General features: G+C 32.5%; 16 protein-coding genes. 11 read left to right on the forward strand and 5 right to left on the reverse strand.

Features of this window, described 5'->3' with window-relative positions; translation table 11 throughout:
- Positions 1–178: 178 nt before the first annotated feature.
- The 10 genes from AAFU52_RS05635 to AAFU52_RS05680 all read left to right on the forward strand — a co-directional run bounded on the left by AAFU52_RS05635 (position 179) and on the right by AAFU52_RS05680 (position 13,056).
- The gene (locus AAFU52_RS05635) at positions 179–1,633 is read left to right on the forward strand and encodes a T9SS type A sorting domain-containing protein (protein ID WP_438425814.1); all 1,455 of its coding nucleotides are present in this window, start codon (positions 179–181) and stop codon (positions 1,631–1,633) included.
- A gap of 39 nt (positions 1,634–1,672) precedes the next feature.
- Positions 1,673–2,812, forward strand: a complete 1,140-nt coding sequence (locus AAFU52_RS05640; RefSeq protein ID WP_438425815.1) for a T9SS type A sorting domain-containing protein — start codon at positions 1,673–1,675, stop codon at positions 2,810–2,812.
- 440 nt (positions 2,813–3,252) lie between these two features.
- The gene (locus AAFU52_RS05645; RefSeq protein ID WP_024772450.1) at positions 3,253–4,554 is read left to right on the forward strand and encodes an NAD(P)/FAD-dependent oxidoreductase; all 1,302 of its coding nucleotides are present in this window, start codon (positions 3,253–3,255) and stop codon (positions 4,552–4,554) included.
- Between the two features lie 78 nt (positions 4,555–4,632).
- On the forward strand, positions 4,633–6,234 hold the full coding sequence (locus AAFU52_RS05650) for a 4Fe-4S binding protein (RefSeq protein ID WP_438425816.1): 1,602 nt from the start codon (positions 4,633–4,635) through the stop codon (positions 6,232–6,234).
- A gap of 162 nt (positions 6,235–6,396) precedes the next feature.
- Complete coding sequence (locus AAFU52_RS05655) at positions 6,397–7,854, forward strand: S41 family peptidase (RefSeq protein ID WP_438425817.1); 1,458 nt, start codon at positions 6,397–6,399, stop codon at positions 7,852–7,854.
- A 316-nt stretch (positions 7,855–8,170) separates the two neighbouring features.
- Positions 8,171–8,653, forward strand: a complete 483-nt coding sequence (locus AAFU52_RS05660) for a toxin-antitoxin system YwqK family antitoxin (protein ID WP_024772453.1) — start codon at positions 8,171–8,173, stop codon at positions 8,651–8,653.
- A complete protein-coding gene (locus AAFU52_RS05665; protein WP_438425818.1) occupies positions 8,654–9,346 on the forward strand; it encodes a glycosyltransferase family 2 protein in 693 nt (230 codons plus the stop codon).
- Positions 9,346–10,818, forward strand: coding sequence for a cellulose synthase family protein (locus tag AAFU52_RS05670; RefSeq protein WP_438425819.1), 1,473 nt, complete (start codon positions 9,346–9,348; stop codon positions 10,816–10,818). The genes AAFU52_RS05665 and AAFU52_RS05670 overlap by 1 nt, the downstream gene beginning before the upstream one ends.
- A complete protein-coding gene (locus AAFU52_RS05675) occupies positions 10,818–12,215 on the forward strand; it encodes a mannosyltransferase (RefSeq protein ID WP_438425820.1) in 1,398 nt (465 codons plus the stop codon). The genes AAFU52_RS05670 and AAFU52_RS05675 overlap by 1 nt, the downstream gene beginning before the upstream one ends.
- Before the next feature lie 13 nt (positions 12,216–12,228).
- A complete protein-coding gene (locus AAFU52_RS05680) occupies positions 12,229–13,056 on the forward strand; it encodes an alpha/beta hydrolase (protein WP_438425821.1) in 828 nt (275 codons plus the stop codon).
- An 11-nt stretch (positions 13,057–13,067) separates the two neighbouring features.
- Here the strand turns inward: AAFU52_RS05680 and AAFU52_RS05685 are convergent, their stop codons facing one another.
- Both AAFU52_RS05685 and AAFU52_RS05690 read right to left on the reverse strand, forming a co-directional pair.
- The gene (locus AAFU52_RS05685; RefSeq protein WP_024772458.1) at positions 13,068–13,952 is read right to left on the reverse strand and encodes a pseudouridine synthase; all 885 of its coding nucleotides are present in this window, start codon (positions 13,950–13,952) and stop codon (positions 13,068–13,070) included.
- A 51-nt stretch (positions 13,953–14,003) separates the two neighbouring features.
- Complete coding sequence (locus AAFU52_RS05690) at positions 14,004–14,957, reverse strand: carbon-nitrogen hydrolase family protein (protein WP_438425822.1); 954 nt, start codon at positions 14,955–14,957, stop codon at positions 14,004–14,006.
- 453 nt (positions 14,958–15,410) lie between these two features.
- Here AAFU52_RS05690 and AAFU52_RS05695 point away from each other — a divergent pair, with 453 nt between their 5' ends.
- On the forward strand, positions 15,411–15,758 hold the full coding sequence (locus AAFU52_RS05695) for a hypothetical protein (protein ID WP_152538660.1): 348 nt from the start codon (positions 15,411–15,413) through the stop codon (positions 15,756–15,758).
- 56 nt (positions 15,759–15,814) lie between these two features.
- On the opposite strand, the gene AAFU52_RS05700 is transcribed toward AAFU52_RS05695, so the two are convergent.
- The 3 genes from AAFU52_RS05700 to AAFU52_RS05710 form a co-directional block, all read right to left on the reverse strand.
- Complete coding sequence (locus AAFU52_RS05700) at positions 15,815–16,723, reverse strand: geranylgeranylglycerol-phosphate geranylgeranyltransferase (protein ID WP_024772461.1); 909 nt, start codon at positions 16,721–16,723, stop codon at positions 15,815–15,817.
- 11 nt (positions 16,724–16,734) lie between these two features.
- Positions 16,735–17,670 carry a mevalonate kinase family protein gene (locus tag AAFU52_RS05705; protein WP_024772462.1) on the reverse strand — a complete coding sequence of 312 codons (936 nt, stop codon included), beginning with the start codon at positions 17,668–17,670 and terminating at the stop codon, positions 16,735–16,737.
- Between the two features lie 149 nt (positions 17,671–17,819).
- Positions 17,820–18,905 (reverse strand): diphosphomevalonate/mevalonate 3,5-bisphosphate decarboxylase family protein, encoded by a 1,086-nt coding sequence (locus AAFU52_RS05710; protein WP_024772463.1) that lies wholly within the window; start codon positions 18,903–18,905, stop codon positions 17,820–17,822.
- Positions 18,906–19,089 lie beyond the last annotated feature (184 nt).

A 19,089-nucleotide genomic window follows, 5' to 3' on the forward strand; every position in this document is an offset into this window, starting at 1 on the left:
AATGGGCATTCAGTCGAATGACAAATCATCAACTTACAAACAATTTTAGATTTTATTTTTCTACACAGCTCCCAGATCATAGGTCTCAATGTGTCCTGATTCTTTTATAATCAAGGAATCAGGACACACATCATCGCTCCCCTGTTTAAATTCGCCGTTCAACAAAAAAACCAAAATCATGATCGTATTAACACAAAAAAAATGGGTATGTAGCTGTATTGCATTCATAACACTTACTCTCTCATTACAAGCACAGGAAGTTATTATTCCTGATACTAAATTTAAACAAGCATTATTACGAAATCATAATATTGACACCAATAACAATGGCAAAATAGAAGTTAGCGAAGCCCAGGCATATACAGGTACTATAACTGTTTCTGGCGGTCCCATATCTAATCTTATTGGTATTGATGCTTTTAAGAATATTACAGGCTTATCGATTAGCAAAACTAGTATCAGAGAACTCGATCTTAGCAAAAACACAAAATTAAGAACATTAGTATTCTATAAAAACTATAAAATAGCCGACTTAGATCTTAGCAAGAATATCAAATTAACAGATATAGATTGTAGCTATAATAAATTAGAATCACTAATGATACTTAGCCGTGATTTGATCACATTAAATTGTATTTCTAATAGGTTAACTAAACTTTTTCTACCAAATAGCAGAAAATTAAAATATTTGTATTGCGATAAGAATAAGATAACCGAACTAAAACTAAGCAGACAAAAAGAATTAAAATACCTGTTTTGTGGTGACAATAAATTAACGCAATTAGATATAAGCAACAATACTAAACTAGAGAAATTCTCTTGTTCTATCAATAAATTAAAAAGCTTAAATGTAAGTAAGAATACCAAGTTAAATTACTTATCCTGTCGTAACAACAGCATAAAAAGCTTAAACGTAAGCAACAATACTAAACTAGAGAAATTCTCTTGTTCAACTAATAAACTAAAGGGTTTAGATGTAAGTAAAAATACTTCTTTAGAGATTTTAATATGTAACAGCAATAATCTAACTAGTCTAAACATAAGCAAAAACACCAAATTAGAGGATTTAAATTGCGCTACCAATAAACTAACCAGTCTAAACTTAAGTAAGAATACCAAATTAGAATATTTAAGTTGTAATACTAATGAATTAAAAAGCTTAGACGTAAGTAAGAATACTTCTTTGGAGGTTTTATATTGTCGTGATAATAACCTAACCAGCCTGATAGCATCCAACAATAGTAAATTAGAGTATATGAATGCTCGATACAATTCTATTGAGTGTATCGTAGGGTATCCTTCAAATGGCGCTACATGGCATAAAGATCCAGAAACAGAATTTTGCCCAGAAAAATCCAGAACAGCAAAAAAAGAAAGTCTTCATCAAAAAGAGATAACAACCTATCCTAACCCGGTTCAAAATATACTGTATATACAAACCGGTCAGGTAGAAAAATCTCCTGTTACTATAGCCTTAACAGCACTACACAATGGGAGAGGTAGTACCCAAAAACATATCCCAGATAACAAAGGTGTAGTTTCTATTAATATGAGTGCCTACAAAACAGGGTTGTATACTATAAAAATAATAACCAAAGATCAAGTGATCACTCGTAAAATAGTAAAGCAATAAAAGAATATCCAGAAGTATCTAAACAAAAAAATCAAAATCATGATCGTATTAACACAAAAAAAATGGGTATGCAGTTGCATTGCATTCATAACGCTTACCCTCTCACTACAAGCACAAGAAGTTATTATTCCTGATACTAAATTTAAACAAGCATTATTACGAAATCACAATATTGATACCAATAACAACGGTAAAATAGAAGTTAGTGAAGCTCAGGCATATACAGGCTGCATAAGAGTTTCTGGCGGTCCAATATTTAATCTTATTGGTATTGATGCTTTTAAAAATATTATAGGCTTATCGATTAGAAAAACTAGTATCAGAGAAATCGATCTAAGTAAAAACACCAAGTTAGAATCACTTGATTTTTATAAAAATTATAAAGTAACTAATTTAGATCTAAGCAAAAACACCAAGTTAAAAAATATATTCTGTAAAAGAAATAACCTAGAATCACTAACAATACTTAGCCGTGATTTGATCGAATTAAATTGTAATAATAATAAGTTAAGTAGCTTGTTTTTACCTAATAGTCGGAAATTAAAAAAATTATTTTGTAGATATAATAAGATAACCGAACTAAAACTAAGCAGACAAAAAGAATTAGAAGAATTATTTTGTAATCATAATGAACTAACACAATTAGATATAAGTAACAGTACTAAATTAGAAGGACTATATTGTTATAACAATAAATTAAAAAGCTTAAACATAAGCAAGAATACCAAATTGAAGAAATTACTTTGTGATAACAATAAATTAACCAGCCTGATAGCATCCAATAATAGTAAATTAGACTATATGGATGCTCGACAAAATTCTATTGATTGTATAGTGGGATATCCAGCAAATGGAGCTAATTGGTTAAAAGATCCTGAAACAGAATTTTGCCCAGAAAAAACCAGAACAGCAAAAAAAGAAGAGCTGCATCAAAAAGAGATCACAACCTATCCTAACCCGGTCCAAAACATACTGTATATACAAACTGGCCAGGTAGAAAAATCACCTGTTACTATAGCCTTAACAGCATTAAACAACGGGAGAAGTAATACCCAAAAACGTATCCCAGATAACAAAGGTGTAGTTTCTATTAATATGAGTGCCTACAAAACAGGATTGTATACTATAAAAATAATAACCAAAGATCGAGTGATCACTCGTAAAATAGTAAAGCAATAAAAAATCTCCAGAAGTACTAATACCAAATTCAATTTGGTATAAAACACAGGGTAAACAAAAAAAGTAAAACTGCCTGAGAAGCTTTTTCTCAGGCAGTTTTTTATGGTACCATAAACACATCCCCCCTGTTCGATATAAAGTAGTAACCCTTACAAATTCATTAGTTTTTAGATTCATTCTAAATTAATCCAGCTATTTAAGTTCTTATATTTATATACGACTTACTGACCGAAGTGTTCACTTCTTAATGAAGTGATTTAAACTTTTTCGATTCTGGCGAAAAATAGTTGTTTTTTGATCAATTGAAGTGTTTTTTGCACTTCATAGCAGCGCTACGGAGTAATAAAAAGACGAAAATTGAGTGAAAAAGAGCATTTTTATAGCGAATTGAAAAAGTATAAATCACTTCAATAACTATTGACAACCAACAATTATCTTTTATGGAACACATTGCAATTATTGGAAATGGAATTTCGGGAGTTACTGCTGCTAGGCATATACGTAAAATGTCTGACAAAAGAATTACTATCATTTCTGCCGAGACCGAATATTTCTTTTCGCGTACTGCTCTTATGTACATATATATGGGGCATATGAAATTCGAACATACGCAACCCTACGAAAATTGGTTCTGGGAGAAAAACAGAATCGAACTTAAAAATGGTTTTGTTTCCGAAGTTAATCACCAGGCTAATGAGCTTGTATTTGCAAGTGGAGAAGTCATGGCATATGATAAACTTATTATTGCAGTAGGTTCTAAGCCCAATAAATTTGGTTGGCCAGGTCAGGATCTTGATGGAGTGATGGGTATGTATCATAAACAAGACCTTGAAAATCTAGAAAAACACGCCCCCAATAATCAAGTATGTAAACGTGCCGTAATTGTGGGAGGAGGATTAATCGGTATTGAATTAGCAGAAATGCTTCATTCTCGTAATATTCCGGTTACATTTTTGGTACGCGAAAATAGTTTTTGGGATGCTGTCTTACCTGCTGGTGAAAGCGGAATGATTAATAGACATATCCAAAATCATCATATAGACCTTAGATTAGGTGTAAACTTAAAAGAAATAGTTGCTGATGATAACGGCAAAGTCAAAGCTGTAGTCGTGCAAGAAACAGGAGAAGTCATTGATTGCAATGTCGTTGGATTAACACCAGGTGTGTCTCCCAATGTAGATTTCCTAAAAGATTCTGGTATCGAATTGGGTAGAGGTGTAAAAGTGAATAGATTTCTCGAAACCAATATCCCTAACATTTATGCAATTGGCGATTGTGCAGAACAACATGAAGCGATAGGAAATCGTCGTCCTATTGAAGCCGTTTGGTATACCGGTCGTATGATGGGAGAAACATTAGCACAGACTATCTGCGGAAACAAAACCGAATACAAACCAGGGCATTGGTTTAATAGCGCAAAATTTCTTGATATCGAATATCAAACCTATGGTTGGGTATTTGGAAGGGCACAAGAATACGAACAGCAGTTTCATTGGATACACGAAGATGATACCAAATGTATTACAGTATCCTATCATAAGGAAACCGCAGAGTTTTTAGGAATCAATACATTCGGAATCAGAATGCGACATGAAGTTTTTGATCGTTGGCTTACAGAAAAAAGAGATGTGAATTATGTGATGCAGCATCTTGCAGAAGCCAATTTTGATCCAGAATTCTATTCGGTCTATGAGTCTGATATTCTTTCAGCTTATAAAAAATCACAGCTTCAAACCACTTAAAAAATAAATTATAGACCTCACAGGCTTGTACCAAACTTGTTTTAATATTTCTTGTGAAGTCCGACTAAAATATATACGATGAGTAACAAATTAGATCATAGCATGTCTCTTGCAAATCCTAATACCAAAGGGGTTTCAATACAGCAAAAAATAGCTCTAGCCATAGGCTTGGTTGGACTCTTTATTTTGGCTCTTGCCATTTTTAATACTAATTTCCCGAATCAGGGAGTGTTTTTAACTCTTTCTCTGGTATTAATTACTGCGGGTACTATATTATTTGCAAACGATATATATTTAAAAAAGCTAGAAGGAATCAAAAATGATGGAGTCTGGTTTAAATCTATCTCTTCGCGAGGTATCTTGGGATGGCTCACCGGAGTAGGACTAACTGCTTTTTATATTGTGCTATATTTTTATGCAGAATTACTGGGATTAGGAACTAATGGTGAAGCCAATACAGGATTAGTAGCTTTATTCGATCCTCTAAGTAGAATTTTAAGTGGCAATCCTGCAAGCCAATGGTTTGTGTATGGAACTCTTTATACTGTAGCCATCATTGCTTTTGGGTATAAGTTCATCCTAAAATACAGACACAATCGTTATCAACAGATACGAACTGTTTCGGTGATGTTTTTTCAACTTGGATTTGCATTTCTGATTCCAGAATTTATGGCAAGATTAAACACTAGTCCAGACTATAATCTTCCTTATTACGATTTAAAAAGTATGTGGCCTCTTAATTATTATCTATTTGATGGATGGTCTCTTGATGGCCTTTTATCATCCCAAAACCTTGGTCTGGGGATGCTAATTTTTGGGGTGGTCACTATATTTGTAATCAGTCCTATTTTAACCTACAAATTTGGAAAAAGATGGTATTGTTCCTGGGTTTGTGGTTGTGGTGGACTAGCAGAAACTGCGGGAGATTCTTTCAGACAATTATCCAGTAAAAAATTGAGTGCCTGGAAACTAGAACGTTGGTTAATCCATACCGTTTTAGTTTTTTCTGTAGTGATGACTATAGCCATGATATATACATATCTGGGAAGTGATCCAAATAAATATTGGTTAACCCGAGGTACTTTCCTTGCCGGGGCAGCAACTATCCTGACTCTTGTTTTTGCAGTAGTGATGATTTTTAAAAGAAAAGAGCTTGGTAAAGATGCCAGATATGGTGCGATTGGATATTTTGTTATCATAATTTCATTTCTGGTAATGCATTATACCGGCACTACAAACGAAGTATTCTTTATTAAATCAGGGAGCCTTAGATCTGCATATGGATTATACATTGGTTCTATATTTTCTGGTGTTATCGGTACTGGTTTCTATCCTATTTTGGGTAACCGGGCATGGTGTAGATTTGGTTGTCCTATGGCTGCAATTCTTGGGTTTCAACAACGTTTATTTTCTAAATTTAGAATTACCACCAATGGTGGGCAATGTATATCTTGTGGGAATTGCTCTACCTATTGCGAAATGGGAATTGATGTACGTGCATATGCTCAAAAAGGTGAAAATATAGTGCGATCCAGCTGTGTAGGTTGCGGAGTTTGTTCTGCAGTTTGCCCACGTGGAGTACTAAAACTGGAAAATGATACATTAGACGGCCGTATCAATTCTAATGAAATTTTACTAGGTAACGATGTAGATTTGATGGATTTTGTAAACAAAAAATAATATCATATACATTACCTACATATTGTAAATAATAGAGTATCAAAATATATAAATCTCGCTATATAGCGAGATTTATATATTTTAGAACAATCGACTTCTATAATGCGTATTGGTATAATTATTGAGGATTCCTCTCACTAATTTAAATATGTATTATACCCTATGAAAAACTCTTTGTTCTTACTTCTTTTTTTATGTTTTATTCCTTGTGTTTCGCAAACCTTAAAAATAGACAAATTAACATCAGATGATTACCTTTCTGATTTATCTTTATTAAATCAACTTATAAAAAAACAACATCCAAATCCTTATAAAATAATCTCTGAAAAAGAGCAGTTAAAGGAAAAAAAACAGGCTATAGCTCTACTAAAAAAAACGCCTTCATATCCTAATTTCCTAAAATGTATCAATAGAATTGGTGATGGGCACTTGGCATACGGTCCCCCCGATGAGTTTACCTACGACATGATCGAAAATTCATCTTTTTTTCCTTTTCCCGTATTTGTTAAAGACCATAGAATGTTCACCAATATAAAGAGCAAAATACTTCCTTATGGCACAGAAATAACCAGAATTCAAAATATTACCACACAAGAATTAGTAGACAGAATGAATAAACATATTCATGGAGATAATTATAATGTGACCAAAACAGCATCAGAACTCACTTCTTCGTTCCCTTTGTACTTCTCTAATCTTATTGAGAGAAACCCAAAAACGTTTAAAATTGAATATTTAGATATAAAGACCAAAGACGTAAAAACGGTAACCCTATCCTCTATCGATTATTACGAACTATACAGAATAGACAAGCTATCTATTTTACCAATTAATAAATTAGAAAAGGAGAGTACTATACACCCTCATTATTATAAAGAGAAAAAATTTGGTGTGCTCACTGTAAATACTTTCGATCTTACAGAAACTTATGCATATGACGAGTTTAGCAAGTTTTTTAAGCGAGTTAATAAAGAGAAGTACAATAACATTGCTATTGACCTAAGAAGTAACGAAGGAGGTAATCCAAATATAGCTGCTTTGTTATTTTCTTTTATTACAAATTCTAGTTTTAAAAATGTATTTAATTATAGAGTTTCTAGTATTAAAATTGAAAAAGAAAACTTGCTTAACGACAATGGCAATCCTGCCGGAGAAGATGAAGTACGAGGTTTTGAAAACTTTTTATACCAAAGATTTAATGAGACAAAAGACAGCCTCTATGTCGGAAATGAACGACTTAAAGAAGGAGTGTTAGAAAATTTCCCTCAGGATAAAGACAATTTTAAGGGTAATGTATATCTAATTGTAGGGGGGCAAACTTTTTCTGCTGCTGTCTATTTTGCTAAACTATTTAAAGATCACAATAGAGGAAAAATTATTGGAGAAGAAACCGGAGGTAATGAAAACTCAACCTTTGCAGGGTATTTTTTAACTTATAAACTCCCAAAAACAAAGTTACAGGTAAGAATTCCAATAACAGAATTATTTTTTGACAAGAATACAGCATCAAAACATGGAATTATACCAGATAATAAAATTCCTATACAAAAATATTTGAAATACTCTCGTCTGGAAAAAGATCCCGAAATGCAATTTTTATTTGATATGTATTTACATTAAAACAATTACTATTTATCATATCATAGAGTTAGAATAAAAGTTTGATTCTATGATGTGATCTCAAAAGAACATCTCAAAATCATCAGTTTATATACAGATTTAACGGTATACAAAGTCAAAATAATAACAAGTAGTATGTGTAGGTCTTCAATTAATTATAAATCTATGAAACCTTAATAAAGCATTTTAAAATATTAAGATAATAATGATTGTGTCCAGAATCCAACACTGATATAACATTTTTTAATCAAATAATTAAAAAAAATGTTAGTATGGGTATTTACTTTCGTCTAAGAGTCCATATAAAACTGTAACCATGATTCAAAATCTTTGTATCCTTTTATTTATGTTTTCCTTTGTGGGAAATCAGGTTACTTCTACAAAAGAATACCATTATGAATATTATCCTAATGGTATACTTAAAGCTGAAGGGTGGAAACTAGGAGAGTACAAAGTCGATTTTTGGCATTTTTATCACCCTAACGGAAAAGTGTCTAAAGAAGGGCATTTCAGAAATAACAAAAAAAATGGATACTGGTATTTTTATTCAGAAAACAGTAAATTGTTGAAAGAAGGGCATTTTGTAAACGATAAAGCCGAGAAATGGTGGATTATTTACGATATTGCAGCCGAAATAACTCGAAAATATCAATATAAAAATAATAAAAAAGAAGGATACTGTCTATTGTATAAAAACAACAAACTTTTTAAAGCCGAACGCTATATCAATGATAAGAAAACCGGTGAGTGGACTGATATTTTTAGTTTTAAAAGAGACAATCCTAACGCTTCCTTATAAATGCCTCCCATTATAAACGTAATCATACCTGCTTTTAACGAAGAAGATTCCATAGCACATGTAATCAAAGAAATACCGGATATCGTTTCTGAGATTATTGTGGTGAATAATAATTCTACAGATCAAACCGAAAATGTTGCAAAAAAAGCAGGAGCTACAGTGCTAAAAGAAAAGCAAAAAGGATATGGTTATGCATGCCTGAAAGGAATGGAGTATATAGCATCAAAAGATATTAAACCAGATATTATCGTATTTTTAGATGGTGATTATAGTGATTATCCTGCTGAGCTTACTCAAATAGTTGCACCTATTATAGAGCAAAATATGGATTTAGTTATTGGATCTAGAGTCAAACATCTACGTGAAGCAGGTTCTATGACATCCCCTCAAATTTTCGGAAACTGGTTGGCTACAGGATTAATGAAACTTTTTTTTGATGCAAAATTTACAGACCTCGGGCCTTTTAGAGCCATTAAGTATGATAAACTATTAGCCCTCGGGATGATTGATAAAACCTATGGGTGGACTGTAGAAATGCAATTAAAAGTGTTAAAGAAACGTTATAATTATACTGAAGTCCCTGTGCATTACAAAAAGAGAATAGGTGTCTCAAAAGTTTCAGGAACCATAAAAGGTGCTATATTTGCAGGCGTTAAGATTTTAAGTTGGATTTTTAAATATAGCTTTACGTAATGGATATTGCTATCATCATAACCTACACACTAGCCTTACTAATCATATTTATGTATAGTCTGGCGCAGCTGAATTTACTTTTTAACTACCTGAAGTCTAGAAAGCAAGCTGATAATTCACCTACTTTTGATTTTTCTAAAAAAGAAGAAATTCCGCATGTTACTGTTCAGTTACCAGTATACAATGAATTATATGTAATGGATCGTTTATTGGATAACATTGCCGAACTTGATTATCCAAAAGATAAATTAGAAATACAAGTACTGGATGATTCTACAGATGAGTCTGTTATTACTACTACGGCACATATAGAAAAGCTACAACAAACAGGTTTAGACATACAACACATTTGCCGTGAAGATCGAACCGGATTTAAAGCAGGAGCACTAAAAGAAGGACTTAAAATTGCCAAAGGTGAATATATAGCCATTTTTGATGCAGATTTTTTACCCGGTAAGAATTGGCTACTGCAAACTATCCCATATTTTAAAGATCAAAATATAGGTGTAGTACAAACCCGATGGGGGCATATTAATAGAGATTACTCAATGCTTACCAAAATTCAGGCATTTGCTTTGGATTTTCATTTTACTATGGAGCAGGTAGGTCGTAATTATAAAGATCACTTTATTAATTTTAATGGTACAGCTGGTGTTTGGAGAAAGACTTGTATTGAAGATGCCGGAAATTGGCAGGGAGATACATTAACCGAAGACCTGGACTTAAGTTATAGAGCGCAATTAAAAAAGTGGAAGTTTAAATATCTTGAAGAAGTAGAGACTCCTGCAGAATTACCTGTAGTTATTAGTGCAGCCAGGTCACAACAATTTAGATGGAATAAAGGTGCTGCAGAAAACTTCCAGAAGTTGTATTGGAAAATGCTTAAAGATAAAACCGTGCCTCTTAAAACTAAGTTTCATAGCTTCTTTCATCTATTGAATAGTAGTATGTTCTTATTAGTATTATTGGTTGCTGTATTGAGTGTGCCTGTAATGTATATTAAAAATAGTAATCCATTATTTAGCTGGTATTTTAATGTAATTGCATTTTTTGCCTTAAGTACTGTTATATTTTTCTTTTGTTATTGGTTTACTTTTAAAAAGATTCATGGTAAAGGGTTTTGGAATTTTATGGAATATATAAAAATGTTCTTCACCTTTTTCTCTATTGCAATGGGCTTCTCTGTTCATAATTCTATGGCAGTTCTCGAAGGTCATTTTGGGAAAAAAAGTGAATTTATCCGTACTCCAAAATTTAATATCGAGTCGTTCAAAGGTTCATGGAAAGAGAATAAATATATTAACAAAAATATCTCTGGAAACACCATTATAGAAGCATTACTCATGGGATATTTTGGTTTTGCTTTATACAGCGCTTTTAAGCTTCAGGATTTTGGACTATTCTTGTTTCACATTATGTTATTTCTTGGATTTGGATTTGTATTCTTTAAATCTGTAACGTCAAAATTTTAATGTTTCGGCAATGGAAATATAATCGATTTTCCATCCTCCTTATTGTTGCTGGTTTACTTTTTTACTGGAGTTTTTCTTATCAGTTAGAACGAACAGATTTTACCAAGATGATCAGCCTTTGGGCTGCCTTATTTTTTGTTTCTTATAAAATCATTCAACTCAATCCTGATAATTACAAACTACTGGCCATTACTGCATTATTATTTAGGATGGTCTTTTTATTTGCCATACCCAATTTATCTCAGGATTTTTATCGATTTATATGGGACGGGCGTATGCTCTTAGAAGGTTTTAATCCTTATTTATCTCTTCCCGAGGTATGGATAGCACAAGGAGACGCTCCAATTGCGCAAGCACAGGAATTGTATGCTGGTATGGGAACACTTAACGGAAGTCATTATACCAATTACCCTCCCGTAAGTCAGTTTTGTTATTTTATCGCATCCTTGTTTGCCAGTAAAAGTATTTTGGGATCTGCAATGGTATTTAGAGTACTTATCATCCTAGCTGATATCGGTACATTTTTCTTCGGAAGAAAGTTATTACAATCATTTAATCTACCCGAGAAAAGAATCTTCTGGTATATCCTTAACCCTTTTATCATTATAGAACTTACTGGCAACCTTCACTTTGAAGCTGTTATGGTATTTTTCATCATATGGTCATTATATCTGTTACATAAAGGCTATTGGTACTGGGCTGCAGTTGTCCTGGCACTTTCTGTTTCAGTCAAACTAATCCCTCTATTATTTTTACCTTTATTTTTCCAGAAATTTATTCTTGATAAACAAAAAAACTTAAATACATCCAGTCTTACCATTGGATTACCAAAGCTATTTGGTTTTTATAGTATTGTTATAGGCACATCCTTTCTAATTTTTGCTCCTTTCTTATCCGGAGAATTCTTAGCCAATTTTAGCAAAACAATTACCCTTTGGTTTCAGACTTTCGAATTTAATGCGAGTATTTATTTTATCATTCGTTGGATTGGATACCAAGTTGTAGGGTGGAATATTATTGAGACTACCGGTAAAATTTTGCCTCTGGTAGTAGTAGTGATTCTTTTAGGGCTAACCTTCTTTAGAAACAATCGAAGCACTCTACAACTAATTATAGGTATGCTTTTAGGTATTTGCATCTACTATTTCTTATCAACTACGGTGCATCCCTGGTATATAGCTGTGCCATTATCACTTTGCATATTTACAAATTACAGATTTCCGATTGTTTGGTCTTTTGTAGTTATTTTTAGCTATACCGCGTATCTTCATCCTGATTTTAAAGAAAACCTATGGATGGTAGGGCTTGAGTATCTTTTTGTTTTTACTATCTTTAGTATAGAGATTATAAAGGCCTATCAAAACAAAATCCATAATACATTAGAAAACAACTCATAAAAGCATATCAATTTTGAAAATTAATTTCAGGAAAATAGGTCGTAGATTTGCAAGATTTCTAGTATTTATTATTATCCTGATTCTTTCTGGATACCTGTTTTTATACCTAAGGCAAGAGCGTTTTTTCTTTAACCCAAAAATTTTGGAAAAAAACTATGTTTATTCTTTTGACCAGCCTTTTGAAGAGATCAATATCCAAGTAGAAAAAGATATTACTCTTAACGCATTGCTTTTTAAAACAAATACTACTAGTAAAGGTCTTATTCTATATTTTCATGGTAATGCCGGGGCAATTCATGAATGGGGGACACGTGCTTCTTTATACACAGAAAACAAATTTGACATTCTATTTGTCGATTACAGAGGCTACGGAAAAAGTGATAGTTTTTACGAAGAAGAATCAGAAATATATAACGATGCCCAAAAAGTCTATGACTATGCAAAAACACGATATGCTGAAAAAAACATTATTGTTTTAGGTTTTTCTCTAGGAACGGGGTTTGCCGCTTATACCGCAGCAAAAAACAATCCAAAACTCCTTATACTGGAAGCTCCTTATTATGCCTGGAATGATTTTATAGCAAGTATTGCTCCAGTACCAAAAATGCTTATCAACTATGAGATTCCTTCTTATAAATTCTTAAAAGAAGTAACCTGTCCTATTCGAATTTTTCATGGTACTCATGACTTTCTAATCAAACCAGAAGAAAACTCTAAACGACTAGAGGCATTATATCCAGATAAAATCAAACATACAATGATCAAAGGTGCTGGTCATAATGGTATCTATATCACAAAACAATACTATGATGAACTCAAGAATTTGTTAGAAAGGTATTAAAGATAATCGCTTTACATCATCCTAAGGTTAATCACTTCTTGTTCTGTAAGTATTCTCCAGTGGCCACGAGGTAAATCTTTTTTGGTTAATCCTGCAAAGATTACTCTATCTAATTTGACTACACTATAATTAAGGTGTTCAAAAAGCTTATGAATGATTCCATTTTTAGCAGATTGTAACTGAATCCCAATTTCATTTTTAGAAGCACCTTCTATATAAGAGATTTCATCTACGTTTATAAAACCTTCTTCTAATTTGATTCCTTTCTCTATCTTTTGAAGGTCTTCAAATTTTAGATTACGCTCTAATTCTACATGAAATATTTTACGAACTCCACTTTTATGATGCGTTAGTTTCTTTTCTAAATCTACATCATTGGTAAAGAGTAATAACCCAGTTGTATTTCTTTCTAGTCTACCTATCGGTTTTAATACAGATTTAGATGCATTTGCTACTAGATCCATTACCGTTTTAGTTTTCTCGGGACTAGTGCTGGTTACGAAACCTTTAGGTTTATTAAGCAGCACATATTCTTTTTTATAAGGAGTAATGAGTCGTCCATCAAACTTAACTTCATCGGTAAGTTTTACTTTATATCCCATTTCGGTAATGGGCTTACCATTTACCCATACGCTCCCTGTTTTAATATACAAGTCGGCATCTCTTCTGGAGCAAACCCCAGAATTAGCTACATATTTATTAAGTCTTATTTCATCAGAATCAGAGAGTTTTTTTGGTGCTGCATTACTAGCTTTTTTTGCTAATGCCTTACCTCTTACATAAGGTTTATTTCCATAATTGGATTTACCTTTATCATTTGCATTCGACTTGCTCTTTCCTTTTCCTTCCTGTTTTCTGCTAGTTTTCCCTTTACCAGAATTATCTCCACGACTCATATCTTAAATTTTGTGCAAAGATAATTGTTTAAAGCATAGGTACAACAACTATTATTCATCAAACCGAACTGTACTTTGACGCTTTCTATTTACATGTAATTGGGTCACGTCTGGTCTCGAATAATGCCCAACAGGATCAAAATTCTGGCGCTCTTGTAATACCCTGTTAAAATCTAAGGTTTCGATTAAGAGTCCTTCTTGATTTACTACAGGTTCCATCACCCATTCTCCATCGGGGCCAGCAATACATGAGCCTCCATTACCTAAAACATCAGGTGCTTTCTTTAAAATCTCATCCAAATGTGGAGTAGATTTAGGAAAATCTTCTGTTCGCATCAAACTAGAAACCGAAATCACATACGATCGAGACTCTCTGGCTATAAAACGAGTGATATCTTTGGTGTTATAATCACTACCAGGCCATACTGATACGTGCAGGTTTTCTCCCTGACCATATAATGCTGCTCTGGGTAAAGGCATCCAATTCTCCCAACAGTTTAATCCTCCAACAGTAAAAGCCTTTAATGGGTGCACCAACAACCCATTACCATCTCCCGGTGCCCAGGTTAATCGTTCTTCATATGTTGGTTGTAATTTGCGGTGTACAGATCTAATCTCTCCCTTTTGATCAATATATACCAATGATGCATATAAACTATGTCCTCCCCGATCCATTGGACGTTCAATGATTCCTAAATAAATTGCAATATTATATTTGGCGGCAAGTTCGCATATGGTATCCAAATCTCCATTTTCGATAACAATCGAATTCTGAGCATAATGCGCGTGAATTTCTTTTTGAATCTTACTGTCGAATTTTGCGCCATCTGTTAGCGATACCCAAAACGGATAACCTGGTAATAACGACTCTCCAAAAACGATAAGCTCTGCTTCCTTGGAAGCTGCCTCAGTAATAGAATTTTCAATTTTTTTAATTGTAGCTGTTTTATCTAACCAAACCGGAGAGATTTGGGCCAATGCAACTGTTAGTAATTGATTTTTCATGAAAATGTATTAATGATATAAATTTTTATTCTTAATGATCACGTGTTTTTAAGAGGTTTTCAACATACGACTAACCAACAGTTAACATATAAAAAATTGATTTGCAGCACATTAAATATCAAAAAAGCGATATGGTAAAACCTTAATTTAACCTTATGGTAACATTAGAACTCTACTAAAAACTTAAAAATTGGCATTATTATGATACAAATGTTAAGGATTTACTATTCTATAATCAATTTTATATCCATTCTTAAAAAGTAAACATATAAAAAGTATTTATTCTGCAAAGTTTAATTTACGTTAAAACATATCCCTTTTAACATAATCGTAATCATTGTAATACATTCTAATAAAACAAAAAACAAAAATAATGGAGTATTCGACTCTACATTTGTCCTGTACAATTAAAACAAATAATAGTTTAAGCTCAAATCTTAAAACATAAAAAAAATGAAAAAGTTAACAATTTTATTCGCAGTATTCGTATTAGGGTCAATGCAAATTTTTGCTTCAAACAACAACCCTAGTAATTCGGAACAACAATTAAGAAACCAAATCGCTACTCTTTTAGAGAATCCAGAATTTAATCTAGACAAACAACAACTTAAAGCAAGTATCGAATTTACTTTAAACGGTGAAGGAGAAATTGTAGTATTAACTGTAGACTCAGAAGATCTTGATGTGAAAAGTTTTGTAAAATCAAGATTGAACTACAAAAAAGTAGATTCAAAAATATCAAACATAGGAAACAAAGTATTTAAAATTTCTTTAAAAATTTTAAAGCCAGAAGGAGTATAAACTTTCTGCCTATACATTATTAAGAAAGCAGTTGTATGTATTTACAGCTGCTTTTTTTACCACAGAATTCTATCCAGGATCATATGTACATCAATTAAAATAATACTAAATGTTCCTGCAACAATAATGAGTTTTAAAATATTGTGTAACCAAACGTAATGTGTTCTTCCTTCTGATCTCCATATACCAAATAAAAATGCAAAAAGAAGTATAATACATGCATAAAAATATAGGTACATAAACCCTATCTCATATCGAGTGAGTAGTAAATAAATAGGAACACAAGAAGCCAAAACCAAAACACTTACTATTCTTTTTGAGACTAATTCTCCATACACAATAGGTATCGTTTTATAATTCTGGGCCAGGTCTCCTCTTAAATTTCCCAAATCTTTAATCATTTCTCTCATGATCAACATCAAAAACAAAAATGTTGCATGAACAAAAATAACCTCATCAAAGTTTTTATAATAAATGAATACGGCAAAAAATGGGGTTATCGCTAATAGAGAAGCAATAATATTTCCTATTATCGGAAACTTCTTTAGTTTATGGGAATAGAACCATATCCCAAAAATATATAAAGAAAAAAAAACAACTGCCCGAAAAGAAACATAGCTGGCACATACTACAGAAAGAAAATTAAGGACAAAATACCCGGTAAGTTTAGTACGTTGACTCACTAATCGATCCAGCATGGTCTTTTGTGGTCTATTAATTAGATCTTTTTCTTTATCATAAAAATTATTAATGATATACCCCGCTGCAATCACTCCAGCAGAAGCTAATACAATAACAAATAAATTGGGATCCAGAATAACATCTCGTAACCTGATCTGAGGTGCTAAAATAAATATTGAAGTAAGATATTGTGCTAATACAATAATTAAGATGTTATATCCTCTAACGACAGAAAATAAACTCAATAACTTGAGAAAAATGAGTTTGTTTTTTCTGGTAAGCATAACAATGCTTATTAAAAATTGTAGACTACCTCTAACTTATAATCCTTAAGCGAGGCCTGTGCTTTGTCAAAATCTTGTGTAAATCCTAAAATATAACCACCGCCTCCAGAGCCACATAACTTAAGATAGTAGTCATTGGTTTCTATACCATGTTTCCATAATGTATGAAATTGCTTTGGTATCATTGGCTTAAAATTATCTAAAACCACATGAGAAAGCTCTTTTATATTAAAGAATAGGGATTTAACATCTCCTTTTAAGAAATCCTCTACACAAGCGTCTGTATATTTTACAAACTGATTTTTGAGCATACTACGAAAACCTTCTTGCTTCATGTTTTCCATAAAAATACTAACCATTGGTGCAGTCTCACCAACAATGCCACTATCTAACAAAAAAACAGCACCTTTTTTATTTTCTACACTTTGCGAAGGAATTCCTGCCGGCTCAATATTGTCTTTAGAGTGAATAAGAATAGGTAAACTAAGGTAACTATTTAATGGATCCAGACCAGAGCTCTTTCCGTGAAAGAAAGATTCCATAAGTCCAAAAATCTCTTTGAGTTTTAATAATTTATCCCGGGTAAGATTTTCTAATACTGTAATTTTGTTATCTGCATATTTATCATAAATAGCGGCTACTAATGCGCCACTACTTCCTACTCCATATCCCTGAGGAATACTACTATCAAAATACATCCCAGAATTGATATCAGAATGAAGTTTATCGAAATCAAACTTTACGACTCCTTTATTCTGAATTTCTTCAAGATAGGTTACAAAATTCTTAAGGTTTTCATTTGATTGTACAGCCTCTTCATCAGGTGTTTCTGACACTTTTAATGCACCTTTAAAAAAATTATATGGTATAGAAAGACCTTTAGAGTCTTTAATAATACCATATTCTCCAAACAAAAGAATTTTAGAATAAAATAACGGTCCTTTCATCTATCTATATGTGTTGTTTTAGAGGTTAGATGGAATCTTTGATGATTAAAATAATCATTACCATGTATGGTTAAAGACTTTTTTAATCGAGTCGATTTCATTATCTCTATAAATAGTTATATCTAATTTGTCGCCTTACTAGGATAAAGTTACACTATTTTTGCACCTAATCCTATTTTGTCGCAAATATACTGCCCATTCTGACAATACGCAACTAAGTCGTTGGTAATGAAATCTAAAACTTGATTTTTTTCTGTATTTGGATACAAAACATGAACATTTGCTCCTGCATCCAGCGTAAAACAAACTTTAGATCCTGTTGTTTCACGATACTCCCAAATTTTATGAATTACAGATAACGTATTCGGTTTCATTAATATAAAATAAGGTAAAGAAGTCATCATCATTGCATGTAGTGTCAATGCTTCACTTTCTACTACTGTGATAAAAGCATCTAAATCTCCGATAATTAATGTTTCTTTTAATTTAGCAATATTACCAGTTGCTTGTTCAAATCGTTTTGCTGCAAAGGGATGACCGTGCATTAAATTATGACCAACAGTACTACTTACTTGTTTTTCTCCTTTATCAATTAATAAAATTGTATCCTGATAGTCATCAAAATTTTGATGCACAGGAAACGGAAATGGTATTGCATACGCATCACTACTCCCACTTAAATCTGGATGTTCTCCCCAAACGGTAACAGGTCCCTCTATACTTCGACATGCGCTCCCCGAACCCAAACGAGCCAAAAATGAAGATTTCTGAAGGTATTCTGAATCCGAAATACCTGGGTTTATCTTTTTTTCTAACTGCATCAGGCAATACGCCAGCGCACTCATCCCACTAGCTGATGATGCAATCCCACTACTATGCGGAAATGTGTTACTGGTTTCTATTCTGAATGTATATTGTTTGAGGAAAGGGAGATATTCTTGAATCCTTTCAAAAAAACTTTGAATCTTAGGTTTAAAATCTGGTTTAGGTTTTCCTTCAAAAAGGAGTTCGAAATCAAAACCTTCCTCTACACTATCTCGTCTTTTATACGTTAAACTTGTTGTTGTTTTACAATTATCCAATGTAAAACTAATCGATGCATTTTCAGGCAATTGCACTGGTCTTTTACCCCAATATTTAACTAAAGCAATATTGCTGGGTGAAGTGCAAGTTACCATACCTTCTTCAGGTAAATTTGAAACTATAGGTGAGATAAATTCTGGATAATCCGTCATAAGTATGCAATGATTTTGAGCAAAGATAAGCGTATCGTATATTTTAACCCGTTTTATGCATTAGAAAATCTAGTATACCCCAAAATTATTTCAAGCATTATCACTTCACTTTGTTTTTTAATTTAATCTGGATTTATCCATAATGAGGCAATACAAATTCTAAGAAAACACGAGTCTGTAATGT

Origin of the sequence: Aquimarina macrocephali, assembly GCF_051627225.1 — a bacterium.
In the GTDB taxonomy this organism is placed as follows: Bacteria; Bacteroidota; Bacteroidia; order Flavobacteriales; family Flavobacteriaceae; genus Aquimarina; species Aquimarina macrocephali.